General features: G+C 59.3%; 14 protein-coding genes. 9 read left to right on the plus strand and 5 right to left on the minus strand.

From position 1 onward, the window contains the following. The coding region (locus VL547_RS03315) for a hypothetical protein (protein ID WP_325575160.1) at positions 1–506 on the plus strand (506 nt) is incomplete at its 5' end. After that, a complete protein-coding gene (locus VL547_RS03320) occupies positions 503–3463 on the plus strand; it encodes a GH92 family glycosyl hydrolase (protein ID WP_325575162.1) in 2961 nt (986 codons plus the stop codon). The genes VL547_RS03315 and VL547_RS03320, both read left to right, overlap by 4 nt. Here VL547_RS03320 and VL547_RS03325 read toward each other — a convergent pair. Both VL547_RS03325 and VL547_RS03330 read right to left on the minus strand, forming a co-directional pair. Continuing rightward, entirely contained in the window at positions 3385–4119 is a 735-nt protein-coding gene (locus VL547_RS03325; protein ID WP_325575164.1) for a hypothetical protein, read from the minus strand. The genes VL547_RS03320 and VL547_RS03325 overlap by 79 nt on opposite strands. Further along, positions 4116–5435: a vanadium-dependent haloperoxidase gene (locus VL547_RS03330; protein WP_325575166.1), complete on the minus strand. Its 1320-nt coding sequence runs from the start codon at positions 5433–5435 to the stop codon at positions 4116–4118. Before VL547_RS03330 ends, VL547_RS03325 begins: the two co-directional genes overlap by 4 nt. A gap of 45 nt (positions 5436–5480) precedes the next feature. Here VL547_RS03330 and VL547_RS03335 point away from each other — a divergent pair, with 45 nt between their 5' ends. Then, the gene (locus tag VL547_RS03335) at positions 5481–6083 is read left to right on the plus strand and encodes an outer membrane beta-barrel protein (RefSeq protein ID WP_325575171.1); all 603 of its coding nucleotides are present in this window, start codon (positions 5481–5483) and stop codon (positions 6081–6083) included. A gap of 18 nt (positions 6084–6101) precedes the next feature. Here VL547_RS03335 and VL547_RS03340 read toward each other — a convergent pair whose 3' ends face one another. Further along, positions 6102–7964: a M1 family metallopeptidase gene (locus VL547_RS03340; RefSeq protein WP_325575173.1), complete on the minus strand. Its 1863-nt coding sequence runs from the start codon at positions 7962–7964 to the stop codon at positions 6102–6104. 120 nt (positions 7965–8084) lie between these two features. On the opposite strand from VL547_RS03340, the gene VL547_RS03345 reads away from it, so the two are divergent. Next, positions 8085–8342 carry an RNA-binding protein gene (locus tag VL547_RS03345; RefSeq protein ID WP_325575175.1) on the plus strand — a complete coding sequence of 86 codons (258 nt, stop codon included), beginning with the start codon at positions 8085–8087 and terminating at the stop codon, positions 8340–8342. Positions 8343–8408: 66 nt separating this feature from the next. Here VL547_RS03345 and VL547_RS03350 read toward each other — a convergent pair whose 3' ends face one another. Further along, positions 8409–8594, minus strand: coding sequence for a hypothetical protein (locus VL547_RS03350; RefSeq protein ID WP_325575177.1), 186 nt, complete (start codon positions 8592–8594; stop codon positions 8409–8411). A 254-nt stretch (positions 8595–8848) separates the two neighbouring features. Here VL547_RS03350 and VL547_RS03355 point away from each other — a divergent pair, with 254 nt between their 5' ends. From VL547_RS03355 to VL547_RS03365, 3 genes are all read left to right on the plus strand, one after another. Next, positions 8849–8992 carry a hypothetical protein gene (locus VL547_RS03355; protein ID WP_325575179.1) on the plus strand — a complete coding sequence of 48 codons (144 nt, stop codon included), beginning with the start codon at positions 8849–8851 and terminating at the stop codon, positions 8990–8992. 11 nt (positions 8993–9003) lie between these two features. After that, a complete protein-coding gene (locus VL547_RS03360; protein WP_325575181.1) occupies positions 9004–9159 on the plus strand; it encodes a hypothetical protein in 156 nt (51 codons plus the stop codon). 188 nt (positions 9160–9347) lie between these two features. Continuing rightward, entirely contained in the window at positions 9348–11813 is a 2466-nt protein-coding gene (locus VL547_RS03365; RefSeq protein ID WP_325575183.1) for an alkaline phosphatase family protein, read from the plus strand. Here the strand turns inward: VL547_RS03365 and VL547_RS03370 are convergent. Further along, on the minus strand, positions 11795–12151 hold the full coding sequence (locus tag VL547_RS03370) for a hypothetical protein (RefSeq protein ID WP_325575185.1): 357 nt from the start codon (positions 12149–12151) through the stop codon (positions 11795–11797). The genes VL547_RS03365 and VL547_RS03370 overlap by 19 nt on opposite strands. A 121-nt stretch (positions 12152–12272) precedes the next feature. Between VL547_RS03370 and VL547_RS03375 the strand changes: the two genes are divergently transcribed. Both VL547_RS03375 and VL547_RS03380 read left to right on the plus strand, forming a co-directional pair. After that, entirely contained in the window at positions 12273–14624 is a 2352-nt protein-coding gene (locus VL547_RS03375; RefSeq protein ID WP_325575187.1) for an ABC transporter permease, read from the plus strand. Continuing rightward, a complete protein-coding gene (locus VL547_RS03380) occupies positions 14624–17014 on the plus strand; it encodes an ABC transporter permease (RefSeq protein WP_325575192.1) in 2391 nt (796 codons plus the stop codon). Before VL547_RS03375 ends, VL547_RS03380 begins: the two co-directional genes overlap by 1 nt. Positions 17015–17029: the final 15 nt, after the last annotated feature.

Genomic DNA, 17029 nt, shown 5'->3' on the forward strand with positions numbered 1-17029 from the left:
CCGATTCGCTGACGCTCACCGTTTTTGTCGAAAACTATTCGAACGAGGGCGGTATCGACCAGCCCGTGCGCGCCGGTTCCTTTGTCGATCCGAAACCGGTAACGGGCTGGCGTATGCGCGGCGGTCCCGGCCCCATCAACTGGCGCATGGTTATCGCCGACACCGCCGCCCACGCCGGTCCGGTCTGGTGGCGCGCCAGCTTCCAGCTGTCTCCCCAGCCCACCCAGGTTTGGCGGGTGATCCCCCAGGGTCTGGGGCACGGCTCGATTTGGGTCAACGGACACAACCTGGGCCGGTATCCCGAAAAGATACCCATCAACGGTCTCTATATCCCCAACTGCTGGCTGAATTCCGGCTATAACATGCTACTCGTGTACGACGAGGATGGCAGGGACGCCCGGGAGGTAACGATCGCCCTCGAGGACGGAGCGACCCGCACCGCCGACACGCTGGTCCCCGAACATGCCGCACGCCCGGCGGGCCGCAAACCCGCCGCACACCGATGACGCCCCGTTGGCTCATACTCTGTTTGTTGCCCCTGGCAGCGCGCGCCCAGGTCGACCCCTTCATCGGCACCACCGTGAGCGCCGTCGACACCCGCTGGGGCAACGACGGCGGCACGTACCCCGGCGCGGTAGCGCCAAACGGTTACGCGCAGCTGACCCCCGAAACGCGCCCCGACGGCGGCTACGACTACCGCGACAGCCTCATCTACCGCTTTAGCTGCATGGGTCACCACAGCGGATTCCCAGGAGGTTCCGCCGGACGCTTTTTCGTGATGCCGCTCGCCGCAGCCGCCAAAGCGGCCACCACAGCGCCCGTCGCCGCGCCCGCCGGCGCGCAGCCCGCCGGCTCCCACGCCCGCCCGTTTTCCCACGGGGAAGAACACGCCACCCCCGGCTACTACCGGGTACGCCTAACCGATGACAACACCCTCGTCGAAGCCGTCGCCACCCCCCGCGCCGGCGTATTCCGCTTCACCTTCGCCCCCGGCGTTACCCCCCGGATACTGGTGGAAGACACCGCCCGCGCGGCATTCCGTTTCAGCGTCCAGCCGTTGACCCATACCGGCAACATCTACACCTTCCCCCCGGTAAAAACGCTCTTGCTCACGATCGGCGTCTCCGCCACGGACGGCGAAGGCGCGCGTCGCAACATGGACGCGGAGTGCAACGCACCCTTCGACACCCTCGTGAAACGCGCCCGGAAACAATGGGCGCAAAAATTAAACGCAGTCACCATAGACGACAACGACAAGGCGAAAACCATTTTTTACACCGCGCTATATCATTCCCTGCTGCTACCCTGGATCATCTCCGACGTAGACGGCCGTTACCGCGGCGCGGACAACAAGATCCATCAGGCCAAGGGACACCCCGAGTACGGCGGCTTTTCGCCCTGGGACACCTACCGCACCCTCAACCCCTTGCGCGCCTGGTTATACCCGTCGCTGGAGTCCGCGATCGCCCGGTCGATGATGGACGTCTACCGGCAGACGGGGCGCCTGCCCGCCGGGCCGATGACCGGCAACCACGCTATCATTACGCTGGTCGACGACTATCGTAAAGGCATAGCCGGAATCGATTCCGCAGAGCTGAGCGCGGCCGTTCAAATTCCCACAAAAGAGCGCGATGTCGCCGTCTTCGGGCAGAAGGGATACATCCCCTCCAACTATCCCGAGTCGGTGACCCGGACGCTGGATTACGCCTACGACAAAGAAATCATCAACCAATTCAATAGGGTAGACAACGTCCGTACGCAGTTCCAATTGTTCGACCCACAGACCCTTTTGCTGCTGCCGCGGTATGGCGACACGCTGAACCGCCACCCCGGCAACGGCGGATACAAGGAAGGGGATACCTGGGGCTACTCCTATTTCATGCCGCAGGCCCCCGACGAGCTGATCGACCTCATGGGCGGAGATTCGCTGTTCGCGGGCCGCCTGGATTCCGTCCTGACGGATGGCCGCGTCCTCTTCGACAACGAAACCATCCTGCACCTGCCGTATTTCTTCGACTACGCCGGCCGCTCCGACCTCACGCAACGCCACGTGCGCGAGATACTGGAGCAACGCTACCGGGACATCCCCGGCGGTCTCCCGGGCAACGACGACCTCGGCGCGATGTCGAGCTGGTACGTATGGAGCGCCCTCGGTCTGTACCCGTTTTGTCCCGGTCGGCCGTCGTATGCGATCGGCGCGCCTTTGTTCAAAGAGGTGCACGCGAAAAACTGGCGGATACGGTCAAATGCCTCCAGGAAGAACCGTTACATACAGGCCATCCGCATCAATGGTAAGCCATACCGTCAAGCCACGATAAGTCATGCCGAGCTAAAAAAAGGCGGAACGATCGACTTCCTCATGGGCCCCGCTCCCGGTCCCGCCCTGTACCACGCGAACCCCAAACCGCCGCGCTTCACGATAACCGGGGTATCCCTGGAAGCCCCACTCATAGCAGGCTCACCCGCGCGGATCGGTTTTGTTATCCATAAAACCGGTCCCGGGATGGGTACCTTCCACGTGCGTTTATGGGCGGATGGAAAGATCCTCGCGACCCATAATGCCACGATGTACCAAAGCGACACGCTCAGGTTCGATACCCTGTCGTTCCGTCTGTACCGGCCAGGCCCCGTAACCTTACGCCTCGACAGCTCGGCCACCGCCATACACGCCGACGTCAGGGTACCAGACGGCCCCCAGCCGTCCGCCGAAGTGACCGGCCTGGATGCCCTTCCCTTGACGCCCATAGGAACAAAAGCGAGCGTGAAGCTAACCGTCAGAAACCCCGGGTGGGAGGCCCGAGCCCTCTACATTCCGGTTCTAAAAGACGGCCAACAAACCACCACCGACACCGTCACGCTCAAGCCCGGTGAAGAAGCTCCGCAAAACCTAAACATCACACTCGAAAAGCCCGGTATACACCAAATAAAAATTGGCGGCCAAAAAACAACCATAAAAGCCTACGCCACCCCCGAAGAAGCCACGATCCTGGATATCGAAGGCCGGTACGATGGTAAACCCCTGGACCTCCCCACCACACACCTTGGAGAATCCCTAACGATGATGTGCTGGGTCTACCCGACGGAACGCCGCTCCGAAGACATATTTACGCTGGGGGACTACAACGTGCTACAGGCCAGCGGTGGGAGCCTGACCTTTTTTGCCGGCGGCTGGGGCCGGGGCGACTGCACCGTCGACCTCCCCGGCGATTGGATCGGCCGCTGGCACCACATCGCGGGTGTTTGCAGCCCCGATGGTCTCAGGCTCTATATAGACGGGGAGCTCAAAAAATACACGCCGCTCGGCAAAACATCCCTGGACTACCCCGACGGTATCTGGATGATCGGCCGGAACTTCGAATTCCCCGGCGAGCGCCAGTTCCAGGGTCAGGTGGCGAGCCCCGCGATATTCCTCACCGCTCTGGACGGCGGCGCGATCAGGGCCAGGGCCAGCAAAACGCCATAGCTGCCGCCGCGCTCGACCCACTCGACAACCTCATAGCGAGGATACCATAGTTCGGAGGACATTTTCCAGAAGAAAAGAAAGAACAAGAGCCCGCGCAACGGCCGCACTAACACGGCAACCGCCGCCACGACTTCAAAAACGCCCACACACCAAGCCGCAGAAGCCCCAAGACCAAAACGCGTATACTGCGCCACCAGCGATGCCTTTCCCAACAAATTCAACCACCCATGCCCCGCCAGCAACAGGAACGCGGCGATACGTAAACACCACCGCAACGAAGAAGACGGCGTCCCACCGCTCACCCGCGCGAACCACGGTCCCCGCCCCACGTACAACAGGAACGCCAGCGGCGCCCCGTAGTTCCCGGCCCGCTCGAAAAACTCCGCCAGCGGCTCCCCTGAGAGGGGACGCAAAGCCGCCGTGAACAACCCCCACACCACGAGCCACGCAAACACCGCCCGGACGGGATAGGCCAACAGCGACACGCCGAACAGTATATCGATCGACCCCACCACCGGCATCAGCCGGTACGCCAGGTCGTGCCCGACGCCAAATACGCCGAAGTAGTTGCACCAAACGGCTTTGGTGATGATCCCAAAGATGCCGTGCCCGATAAAACACATGGCCGAAGCGATGCGAAGCGTGTTAGATATCATCGGCGAAGGTTGATCCTTGAAGCGACGAGGTCCCCGATCTTCCGCCCCATATCGTTACTCAACAGACAGCAATAGCGGTAGTGAATCCCCCCATAAAACCGGGAGTTCATCGTCTCCAGGGCCGCGTCGCGGAACGAAGAGAAAGACCGGGCGGGCAGCCCGAACTCGGTCTCCGTCGTATCGGTGTAGGCAAAACCATCCCCGAACTCGTGCGTCAGTACCTCGGAGGCCGCGGCCGAAATCGTACAGTGCCCGCAAGTATACTCGGGGAACGGCGGCGTCTGCAGGTGTGGCCGCCACGCGGGGTCGACGTATTTCGTGATCACCGTTTCGGGCCGCATGGTATTGTAGGTGTACTTGACGTTCCAGCACTGGATAAACGCATCGAACAACGCCACCGACGTCTCGGCGTACACGGCCGCCGTCCGGCCAAAGTCCGCTCCCGCCCGCTTGGCCGCGATCCCCGCGACCTCCATCCAGTGTCCCCCGGGCGAGAATTTCTTGGTCGCGAAATTGAGGTGACCATAGACATTCAACCGGAACGGATTGTCGTCCCAGAAGTCGGCTATCGCCGCTTCCCGGGGCGTAAGGCTGTCGACCTTGTGCTTGATCAGCATCACTTCCTGGTAGTACGGGCTTTGTTGGTCGGTCATGTCAAACGGATAGGGGGGATGCGGCATGAATTCGGTCACGCTGTCCACCACCGTAAAACGGATCTCGTTCCAGTGCGGTTCCGCCGCCGCGAAATACCCCGGCGGCGTCGGTATCCAGCGCCCGGGCGAATCCTTGACGATGTATTTCGGGGAGCGCCGCGTGAGGAGATAGCTGTCCGTCCGGCTCCAGCGCATCACCACCGCCGCCACGCTGTCCGAATAGATCATCGTGGCCTTCAGGACGCTTCCCGGCATACCGCGGTCCAGCGCGAGCTTTGCAAGGCTGTCCGTGACAAAAGACATACTGCCTTTTGGAAAAGTCACCGCTTCGCCCAGCTTGCAAAAGGCGAGCAGCGCGCCCAATTCGACGTCGACCCCAGAAGGCATAGCCGGCGTGGCCCCCAACCCCCGCAATTGCCCCGCCAGCGATCTGTATTTATCCGGATAACCCGCCGCTACGACCTCGTAACCCGCCACCGCCGCATACATATAGTTTCGCGAGGCTACAATGGGCGTGAAATTGTTTCCCATCACGACCGTATTGAGGTCGTGCACCACCTTGTAGTATAATTCGGGATTCTTCAGGACGGCGTCGTAGTCGTGGGGACGGTGACAGGACGCCAGCGACCACAAGGAAAACAATATATACGAACGGTATCTCATGCGTGGTAATTTAGCGTATTTTGACCCTGCATCAGACCCTGCAACATGAAACATTTTTTACTTCCGGTCGCCTTGCTCACGGCGCTCCCTATCTCCGCCCAGACGCTCAACGTCGAGGCAGGTGTTTCGATCTCAAAACTCCAGGACTCCTTCACGCGGGAATTTTACAGCCAGCACATCACGACCCCGACGTTCGGCCTCGGTCTGCAATACTTCGAACGCAAATACTTCGATCTCTCCACCAACGTCGCGTACCTCCGCAAGGGCGGCCATGAGCCGTACGCCTACAACGATGCCTCCGGCCAGCCCCGTGGCGCCGATTTCACCCTCGACTACGTCTCCGTCAATACGCTCGCCGAGCCCAAGATCCCGCTCGACAAGCATCTGGGCCTCTTTATCTCCGTCGGGCCGCGTCTGGACTTCCTGGCTGGCCACCAGGACAGCAACGTCGTCTTTCACGCGCAGCCGCTCCAAAAAACCGCGTTTGGTCTGACCCTCGGCGGCGGATTCCATTATACGATTTCCCGGCTACGGTTTACAGGGCAGGCGGACTACCTGTCCAACAGCACCCATATCTATACCAACGGCACCACCACGGTCTACGATCGGACGATTACCATTACATTTTCGGCCGGCTATCGCCTGTAAAGGCGCCAGCAAAAGGCATCAATTCGCCGCCGTCCAGGTATTATCCTTCTCATTCGCATCCATAAATATCCCCCCGTCCAGCGTCAGCGACTTCACGGTCTTACCCGTCTTAATAGTCACCGTCGTTTGTTTCTGGTTATGCTCCCACACCGCGGGCGTCTGATGGAAGCTTTCGGTGGACCCGTCCTCATATGTCGCGACCACGTTAAAGGGCACCGCAAAACCACCTACGTTTTGGATGTCCAGCGTATAGCCCTTCGACGTTTTGTCGACCTTGGCGAGGGCGAGGTCGATGTAGCCGGGGGTAAAGAACCAGTTATAAAAGAACCAATCCAGGTGTTGACCGGAACCCTTTTCCATCGAATAGAAGTAGTCCCAGGGAATGGGGTGCTTGCCGTTCCAGTTGGCCATGTAATTGTGCAGCCCTTTTTTGAACAATTTGTCGCCCAGCAGGTCCTTTAGCGCGAGATAGCTCAGCGACGGCTTGCCATAGGCATTGTTGCCCGCGCCAAAGGTCACGTCGGGGCTGGGCGTGATGATCGGGTTTTCTTTCTCGTGCGGCCCGTGGATCCACCGGGTCACCCGGAACGACTTATAAAAGGCGTCGGCCGAAGCCTGGTCCCTTTCGGTGATACCGATCAGGTATTCGTACGTGGTCGCCCATCCCTCGTCCATAAACGCATAACGGCTTTCGTTGGTGCCCATGTAAAAGGGGAAATAGGTATGCGCCTGTTCGTGGTCCTGTACCAGCTCCGCAAAAACGAGGTCCTTCGAATGACTGTCGTTCATCATCATCGGATACTCCATGTCCGCAAAACCCTGGAACGCGTTCGATTTGGCGTACGGGTAGGGGACGCCCGGCCAGTTGTTGGAGAACCAGGCCAGCGAGTACCGGCCAAACTGGACCGAGTGATGGAAATCCGCGCTCGAGTCGTTAAAGGCGGCCTGCATGCTGACGCGCCGGTGCGTTTTGTTGTCGACCACGACGCTCCCCGCGTCCCAGTCATAATGGTCGCTAACGCCGATGGCCACGTCGCTCACATTCGAAGCGGCCCATTTCCAGGTATTTTCGGCCCGTTGCGCGGTGACCTTTTTGTCGCGCCAGTCTTCCATGGCGGCCACGTGGATGGTGGAATCGCTCGTCATCGACGCTTGCAAACGCGCGGCCGCCTCCGGCTGGAGCACCTCCGACGGGTTCAGCAACGTACCGGTGGCCCACACCATAAAATCCTTTGGCACGGTCACGTCCACACGATAATCGTTAAAGTCGTTGTAGAACTCCAGGCCGCCGGTGTGCGGTTGCGTATCCCAACCTTTATAGTCGTCATACACCGATACCCTGGGATAGAAATAAGCTATATAAAAACTGGTGGAATCGATCGCCCCGTCGCGGCCGCCCCGGCGGGAAAGGGTATAATGCCAGGCAATATCGAGCTTCAGGGAGTCGTGCGGCATCAGGGGCTCGGCCAGGTCGACCATCTGGTTGGTGGTGATCGCTTTTTCGTTGTCCCAGGCGGTTTGGACGCCCCGGATCTTCAGGTCGTCGACCTTGATCCCCGCCGACGTATCGCCCGCGCCCCCGCGGCCGCCGCCCCGGTGCACGTTAACGATCAGCTTCATATTCAGCGATTTCAACGTATCGGGGCTGTTATTGACGTACGTGATCTGCTCGACGCCTTTTATCAGCCTGTCCGGCGGCGACACGGTCAGCGATATCGTGTAACGACCGTGGTTTTGCCAGTATTTTTCGCCCGGCTTGCCGCTCAGCGACCGGGTTCCATTGTCATAAGCCTTCTGAACCTCAGGAGGCATCGTAAGGGTCTGGGCGCCAGCTTGCCAGCCCAGGAATATCATTGCGAAGAAGAGGATGGATTTTGCCATAGGCTAATATACTCATTTTCAAAACGCTAGCCGAATTTTGGATATTCACTTTCGTCCTATAATTAATATTATGTTAAGTAATAATTGTAGCCCGAAAAAACAATGTATATTTACCGGCCTATGCGTATGACCATATCGGGACTCCCCCGCCACTTCGACAAGTTTGACCTTCAGCAACTTTTTAAGCCTTTTGGCTGGGTCGATTATGCGAAGATCTATAATGACCCCCTCACCGGCACCAGCAATGGTAAAGGCCTCGTGGAAATGAAACAGGACGAGCAGGCTAAGAAAGCCATGGAAGCCCTCCAGGGCAAGGTATTGGGTACGAATCCCCTCAACATCAAGGAAGCAAAGCCGCCGCGTCAACCCCAATTTTGATACGCTAACCCTTTGGACGGAGCAAAAAAATGCCCGGTCGTCCTCTTGGACGCCGGGCAAGCGATGTTACAGGCACGCAGTCGTCGTACAATAGTAGATGATCGTCCCGCCCGCTCCGTCGCGGGAGCAGCAAGCCTGGAATTTGCTGCACACCGTCGTGCCGCATTTTTCTCCGATGGGTCCGATGCCGCCGAGGACTTTTTTCATTTCTGCCTTGGTAAGGGATTTTGCCGATTGGATAGCGTTTTTCATTTTTTCTATTTTTTGGTGAGGGAATTTCGATAGCGGTCCTTTTAAAGTTAATAAAAATCCTTCCCTAACCCGAAATATAAAGATATTACTGTAATTCCCCATGTTTATAACTTCCTAATCCGTTGAAAAATACCCCCAACCCATTAAAATTCCCCCCGCCAACTTATCGTAAGCATGTCTATGCATTTTTTTTCGCCAAAAGTTGTCGCTACCTTCAGGAACGTCATTCGTATTGCTAATCAAAAATGCCATGTATGAAAAAAATCGAATTGAATCGTGAAAAACTGCAGCTCAAAAGGCAGAAGATCGTCACCCTGACCAGGGCGTCCAATCACGAAGAGCCCACAACCACCGTGTTGCTGACCATCATGCACCGGTGCCCCATTGCCAAACGCTAAAAATTACAACGATGAAGAAGATCGAATTGAACCATGAGAAACTCAAGCTCAGGAAAGAAAAAGTCGTGTCTCTGACCAAGACGCAAGCGACCACAGCCCCGTCGCTGGCACATCCCACGACGACGGTGCTTCACACGTATTATGACTGCCGTGGCAACGGCCGTTAAAAGCGCGACGCTAAAAAAAGACCCTTTCAAAAAAAGGGTCTTTTTTTATGCTTTTACAAAAAAAGATAGGACTGCGAATGATTGGATACGATACAAGTATATTAGGATTGTAAACGATAGGAATACATATTATATATGTTTACAATAAATTAATGCGCCGATCGGATCGAAATGTATAGATTTGGCGGATGACCCGCTTCCTTGTCCTTCTCCTCCTGGCGCAACCAGCCACAACGCAACATGCCGCGGCGCAATATGCGCAGCACTCCCTCGGCCCCCGCCCCGACAGCACCTACCTGGTGCCCAGCAACCAGCTGATCAGCCCCGCCGGCAGGCAAATATACCTCCCGGGCGGCCGACCGGTCGGCCTGGCGCTCACAAAAGACAAGAAATACCTCCTGGTCAAAAACATCCGCACGCTCGACCTCATCCGCCTTAGCGATAACAAAGTACAACAATCGCTCCCGATCAAGGGTGGCGCCTCCTTTAACGGTATGGCCATCAGCGGGACGACCATATACCTGACCCGGTCCGATGACAAGCTCGTAAAAGCGGCCTTGATCGACGACAGTCTGGTACTGCAATCCCTGATCGCGCTCCCCCACCCTTCCGTTGGCGGCGACCCCGCGCCCGGGGGCGTGGCAATAATGGGTAACACCCTGCTTGTCACCCTCAGCCGTAACAATACGCTGGCCGTAGTAGAAGAAGGCGACAGCACCCGGCAGATCCCCGTTGGGATCGCCCCATTTGGCGTCCTGGCGCTGGACGAGACCAAGGCATACGTCACCAACTGGGGCGGTCGCCGCCCGGTCCCCGGTGAATACACCGAAAACACCTCCGGCAGCGCCATCCTGGTCGACAAAAGCAACGGCGTCGCCAGCGACGGTTCCGTATCGGTGGTCGACCTGAAAACCCGGCAAACGGTAAGGGACATCCACGTAGGTCTCCATCCCTCCGCCATGGCGCTGAGCCCGGACCGGCAAATACTGTACGTCGCCTGCGCCAACAGCGACCGGGTCTACGCCATCGACACAAAAAACGACGTCATAACCGACAGCATAAAAGTCACCAAAGACACGCTGCTGGGCAGCGCCCCCAACGCGCTGGCCACCGACGGCGATAGACTCTTCGTCGCCAACGGCACCCAAAACGCCATCGCCGTCATCGACGCCCGGCCGCCCTACGCCGTGCAGGGCTACATCCCCACCGGGTGGTACCCGGGCGCCGTGGTCACCGACGGCAAAACCCTATACGTCGCCAATATCAAGGGCATCGGCTCGAGGACGAGGCAGGCAAAGGGCTATACTACGCACGGATTCATGGGAAGCGTGTCCGTCATCGGGCTACCAGAGGCAAACGGCCCGGCCGCAAGCGAAGCGGCGGCAGGCGCCCGGTCAGGAAACACGGCGTCAGCCAACTGGCTAAAGCCACTAACGGCATCGGTCAACCGCAACAACGGCATCGCCGAGTCCCCCCAATCCGCCCCGCGCTTCAAGCACGTCGTCTATATCATCAAGGAAAACCGCGTCTACGACCAGCTCCTCGGCGACCTTCCCCAGGGCAACGGCGACACCGCCCTCGTACTTTTTGGGCGACGCGTAACCCCCAACCACCACAAGCTCGCCGAAGACTTCGTCCTCCTGGACAACTACTATACCAGCGGCGTCCTGAGCGCCGACGGCCACCAATGGACCGACGAGGCCTACGCCACCGACTACCTCGAGAAGTCCTTTGGCGGCTTCAGCCGCAGCTACCCCTACGACGGGGACGACGCGCTGGCATACGCGGCGTCCGGTTTTCTCTGGGATAATGTATTACGACATGGCCTTACCTTCCGCGACTATGGCGAGTTCGTAGCGGGTATCATCAAGCCCGAAGGCGCGCATTTTATCGATATCTTCAACAACCCCAAAAGCTTCAGCATCACCGCCAAAGCCAACATCGGCTCCGTAAAGCCCTATATGTGCCCGGACTATATCGGTTTCCCCAACGAGGTGCCCGATCAGTACAGGGCGGACGTTTTTCTGAAAGAATTCAAACGCTTTCAGGCGAACGACTCCTTTCCCAGCTTTACGATCATGCTGCTGCCGTGCGACCATACCTCCGGGACCGCCCCGGGTATGCCGACCACGCAAGCGTCGGTGGCGGACAACGACCTCGCGCTCGGTCGGATCGTGGACGCCATTTCGCACAGCAAATACTGGAAAGAAACGTGCATCTTCGTCACCGAAGACGACTCCCAGGATGGCGCCGACCACGTGGACGGCCACCGCACCGTGGGTTTTGTGATCAGCCCCTACACCAAACGCGGCCAGGTAGTGTCCACCTATTATTCCCAGGTGAGCATGGTCCGCACCATCGAAAACGTGCTGGGGCTTCCACCCATGAACCAGCTCGACCGCGCCTCGGGCGACATGTCGGCGTGTTTTACCGCCACGCCCGATTTCACGCCCTACGACGCCGTACCCAACAACATCCCGCTCGATTCGCTCAACCCGCCGCTGAAAATGCTAACCGGAAAACAGCTTTCGTGGGCGCGTCAGTCCGTAAAACAAGACCTCAGCAACTACGACCGCGTCGACGAAAAAATCTTCAACGAGATCATTTGGCACTCGGTAAAGGGCTATGAAGCCCCCTACCCCATTTCCCGCTGAAACTCCCTTGCCACGATCCACCCCAATGCCTCGATCACCGCAAACGCGGTGAACGCGTCGAGGAAGTTACCCAGCACCGGTATCCATCCTACGAGCCACTCGGAGATACCCCGCCCGATCATGGTGCAGGCGGTGCCCGCGATCAGCGCCGTCCGGTAGCTGTGGCGCAGCCGTAGCCCGAAGACGCTCCCGAGCCCGATGACCAAAAGGATCTCCAGCGGAACCAGCACCACGTTGTCGCTGGCGGGCAGCTGCGCCAGGCCGGCGGCCACCAGCGCGCCGAGCAATGCCACCCCGTGGATCATGCGACGGGACTTCCGGAGTTGGATAGAGGTCATGCTATAAAGATACGGACACCCGCCGTATCGAAAGCGGACGGCCAAAGCGCCCAATAAAAGCCACAACGCGTTAAAAACCAATGAACAAGCACTTTGGCACCCCCCTTGACGCGGAACGGACATGCTGAAGAACTACCTCCGCATCGCCCTGCGCACCCTCGGGCGCAGCCGCCTCTCGGCCGTCGTCAATATCGGCGGCCTGGCCATCGGGATGACCGTGGCCATGCTCATCGGCCTATGGATAGTGAACGAGGTGTCCTTTGACCGGAACTTCGACCATTACCGGAGGATCGGCAAGATATGGCAGTTCGTGACCTTTGTGAAAGGCGTCAAGGTCCCTTACGACGTCATCCCGGAGCCCATGGGCCCGGAGCTGCGGTCGAGCTTCCCCGACTTCGACAAGGTCTCGATGGCGTCCATACCCGAAACGCAGGTGGTCCAATACGCGGACAAAAAATTGCCGGTACACGGCCTCTACGCGGAACCCGACTTCGCCGACATATTTAGCGTCAGCATAGAGAGCGGCCGCAGACAACGGGACATGCACGACATCCTCGTCGACGCCCCCACCGCCCAGGCGATCTTCGGTGATAAAAACCCCATCGGCCAGGTGTTAAAGATCAGCGACACCATCGTCGTCCGCGTCTCCGGCATATTCAAAGCGTTCCCCGCAAACAGCAGCCTTGACGGCGTACACTTTGTCGCCCCCTGGAGTCTCTACCAGGCCACCAACAATAACGCCCGGGGCGCCAAAACCGACTGGGGCAACAACTCCTTTAACGTATACGTACAGTTAAAAGCCAACGCCGACGTCAAAAACGTCTCGAACAAGATACGCGACATCCTGCTCAAGACCGACAACCCTCCCGTCTACCGCCCTGAGTTTTTTGTCTTTCCGATGGACCGGTGGCACCTCTACCGGGACTTCCATAACGGCGTGAACGTCGGGGGCTTTATCGAGATCGTCCGGTTGTTTGGCATCATCGGCATTTTCGTGCTCCTGCTGGCGTGCATCAATTTTATGAACCTCAGCACCGCCCGCTCGGAACGGCGCGCCAGGGAGGTCGGCATCCGCAAGACCATCGGCTCGGTCCGTTCCCAGCTGATCGTGCAGTTCTTTGTCGAATCGGCCGTCATCGCCCTCATCGCCTTTGGCCTGTCGGCCATCCTCACCTGGCTTACATTGCCGTTGTTTGCGGCTATCGCAGGCAAAACCATACCTTTCCCCTGGACCGACCCGGTCTTCTGGATGGCGGGCGCCCTTTTCAGCGTGTTGACAGGGTTCATCGCCGGTAGTTACCCCGCCCTGTACCTGTCTTCGTTCAAACCCATCAAGGTGCTCAAACGGACCAGCCGCCTGGCCGCCCTGCCACGCCGCGCGCTGGTGGTGCTCCAGTTCTCGATATCCGTCGCGCTGATCATCGGCACCGCCGTGGTCTACCGCCAGATCGGATACGCCAGGGACCGGCCCACGGGTTATGACCGCAGCGGAATGATCGAGGTGAACATCAACACCCCGGCCCTCAATCAGCACTTCGATGTCCTGAGGACGCAGCTGTTGGCCACGGGCGCCGTAACGGACGTCACGGAGTGCTCGAGCTCTATGACCGATCAAAACAACGGTACGACCGATATCGATTGGAAGGGAAAGGAACCAGGCACGCACCCCCTCGTGATGTCGAGCAACGTAACCCCCGAATACGGCCGCACCATCGGCTGGCGGATCACCCGGGGCCGGGACTTCAGCCGCGACTATGCCACGGACTCCACCGCGATGGTCCTGAGTGAATCGGCGGTCGCGCTGATGCGGTTCAAACAGCCGCTGGGCGAGCTCGTACAACACAACGGCCACACCTATCACGTCATCGGCGTCGTGGACAACATCCTCAAGGAGTCCCCCTTCGAGCCCATCAAACCCGCGTTTTTCACACAAGACGGCTGGTTCAGCGTTATCGATATAAAGCTCACGCCCGTGAGCGGCGCTATCCCCAAGGTCGAGAGCGTCTTCAGGCAGTTCAACCCGGGCGCGCCGTTCGCGTTCCACTGGGTAAACCAGGACTATGCCAGGAAGTTCGACTCCGAGGTGCGCGTGGGTGAGCTGGCCACGGTCTTCGCCGCGCTGGCCATCCTTATCTCCTGTCTGGGCCTCTTCGGCCTGGCGACCTTTGTGGCCGAACAACGCACCAAGGAGGTCGGCATCCGGAAGGTCCTCGGCGCCTCGGTGTTCACCCTCTGGCGGCTGCTATCCCGCGAGTTCGTCCTGCTGGTGCTGCTGTCGCTGCTGATCGCCATCCCCGTGGCGCGCTACTATATGGGCCACTGGCTCGAACACTATGACTACCACACCGGGCTGGCCTGGTGGATATTTGCCGGCGCCGGTCTGGGCGCTATCGTAGTCACCCTGGCTACCGTCAGCTTCCAGGCCATCCGCGCCGCGCTGGCCAATCCCGTTCACAGCTTAAGATCCGAATAATGCTTAGAAACTATTTCCTCGCCGCCTACCGCAACCTAGCCAAGCACCGCGTACACTCCATCATCAACATCGCCGGTCTGGCGGTCGGCATGGCCGTGGCGCTGCTCATCGGTCTTTGGGTGATGGACGAAGTCACCTTTGACCGGAACTTCCAGCACTACGGTCAATTGGGCGTGGTATGGCAGAACACGACCGGCAACGGCAAGGTGAGCACCTGGAATACCACGCCCTGGCCGATGGGCGACGAGCTCCGGCGGAATTACGGACGCGACTTTACGAACGTGGCCGTCGCGGATGGAGGCGCTTCGGGGCACATACTGACGATCGGCGACAACAAGCAAATCAAGGTCGGCAACTATATGGAACCCGCGATGGCGGACATGCTCAGCCTGGACATGGTCGAAGGCACGCGCGACGCGTTGAACGGCGAACCCGACGGCGTGCTGCTGTCGCAGTCGGTGGCGAAATCGTTTTTTAAGGACGGCAGCGCCCTGGGCAAGGTCTTCCGGATCGACAACCAGGCCGACCTGAAGGTCGTGGGCGTGTATAAGGACCTCCCACAGAATTGCTCCTTTGCCGACATGGGTTTTATGGCCAACTTCGCCCAGCTCAAACGCCTCTATCACTTCGACCAGCAAAAAAACCCCTGGCGCTCCAACTCTTATTATACCTACGTCCAGCTGGCCCCCGGGGTCTCCCCGGCTAAGGCGAGCGACGATATACGCTACGCAAAGCTCAAACGCGTCCGCGCAGACGAACGCATCCACCACGGGCTGATTTTCGTACACGCAATGCCCCGCTGGCGCTTGTTTTCGAGCTTCGAGAACGGCGTCAACACCGGCGGTTTTGTCCAGGAAGTCTGGATGTTCGGCCTGATCGGGCTCTTCGTATTGTTGCTTGCGTGTATCAACTTTATGAACCTGAGCACCGCCCGCTCGGAGCGCCGCGCCAAGGAGGTCGGCATCCGCAAGGCCATCGGCTCCCTCCGCGGGCAGCTCATCGGTCAGTTCCTGGGGGAATCGATGCTGGTCGTGCTGATGGCCCTGGCGATCGCGCTCTTGCTGTCGCAGCTGGCCTTGCCCTCGTTCAACCTGGTGGCCGGCAAGGACATTGCGCTGCCCTGGACGAGCCCGCTCTTCTGGGGCTCGCTGCTGGTCTTTTGCGCATTGACGGGGCTCGTGGCCGGTAGCTATCCCGCGCTCTACCTGTCGGCCTTTAAACCGGTCAAGGTCCTCAAGGGCACCTTCAAGGCTGGCCGCCTGGCGGCCCTCCCGCGAAAAGCGCTGGTTGTCCTCCAGTTCACGATCTCGGTCGTCCTGATCGTGGGCACCCTGGTCGTTTTCCGGCAGATCCGGCACGCCCGGAGCCGTGAAACGGGTTATGACCGGAACGGCCTTTTCGAGGTCATGATGTACACCCCGGACATCCACCGTCACTTCGGCGCCGTCCGGCAGGAGCTGCTCAAAACCGGCCTGGTGGCCGACGCGGCGGAGTCCAGCAGCTCCACTACCGGCGTCTGGTCCACGAACAGCGATTTCTCGTGGGTGGGCAAGGACCCCAGCCTGTCGCTGGATTTCCCGAACATCGAGGTCTCTCCCGACTATGGCAGGACCGTCGGCTGGCAATTCCTCCAGGGCCGCGACTTCAACAGCGCCTACCCCGGCGACACCGCGGCCTTTGTCGCCAACGAAACCGTCGTCCGTTTCATGGGGCTGAAGGACCCCGTCGGTCAGGTCATCCGTTGGGACGGCCGCCCCTATACATTGATCGGCGTGATCAAAGACATGCTCATGGAGGACCCATACAGCCCCGTCCGTCCGACCTTTTATCACCTGCAGGACACGGGCGACTACGCCAAGGTCGTGGTACGCATCAAACCGCAGGCGGGCGTACAGCAAACGCTGGCCGCCACCGAAGCCATCTTTAACCGCTTCGCCCCCGACCAGCCTTTCGACTGCCAGTTCGTGGACACCCTTTATGGTTTCAAGTTCGGCGGCGAAGAGCGGACCGGCCGGCTGGCCGGCTTCTTCACCATCCTGGCCGTTTTTATCAGCTGTCTGGGACTCTTTGGTATGGCCGCCTTTACCGCGGAACAACGCATCAAGGAGATCGGTATCCGCAAGGTGCTGGGCGCGACGGTGGTATCGCTGTGGGCGCTCCTGTCGCGGGAGTTCATCGTGCTGGTGGGGTTGTCGCTGCTGATCTCCGTACCGGTGTCGTACTACCTGATGAGCCACTGGCTGAACGGGTACACGTACCGGTCCAACCTGTCCTGGTGGATCTTTGCCGCCGCGGCGGCGGGTGCGTTGCTCCTGACGCTGGCCACCGTCAGCTTCCAGGCGATCCGCGCGGCGCTGGCGAACCCGACGCGGAGCCTCCGAACGGAGTAATTCGCTATCTTGCCC

This window comes from Dinghuibacter sp., assembly GCF_035492835.1.
GTDB lineage: Bacteria > Bacteroidota > Bacteroidia > Chitinophagales > Chitinophagaceae > Dinghuibacter.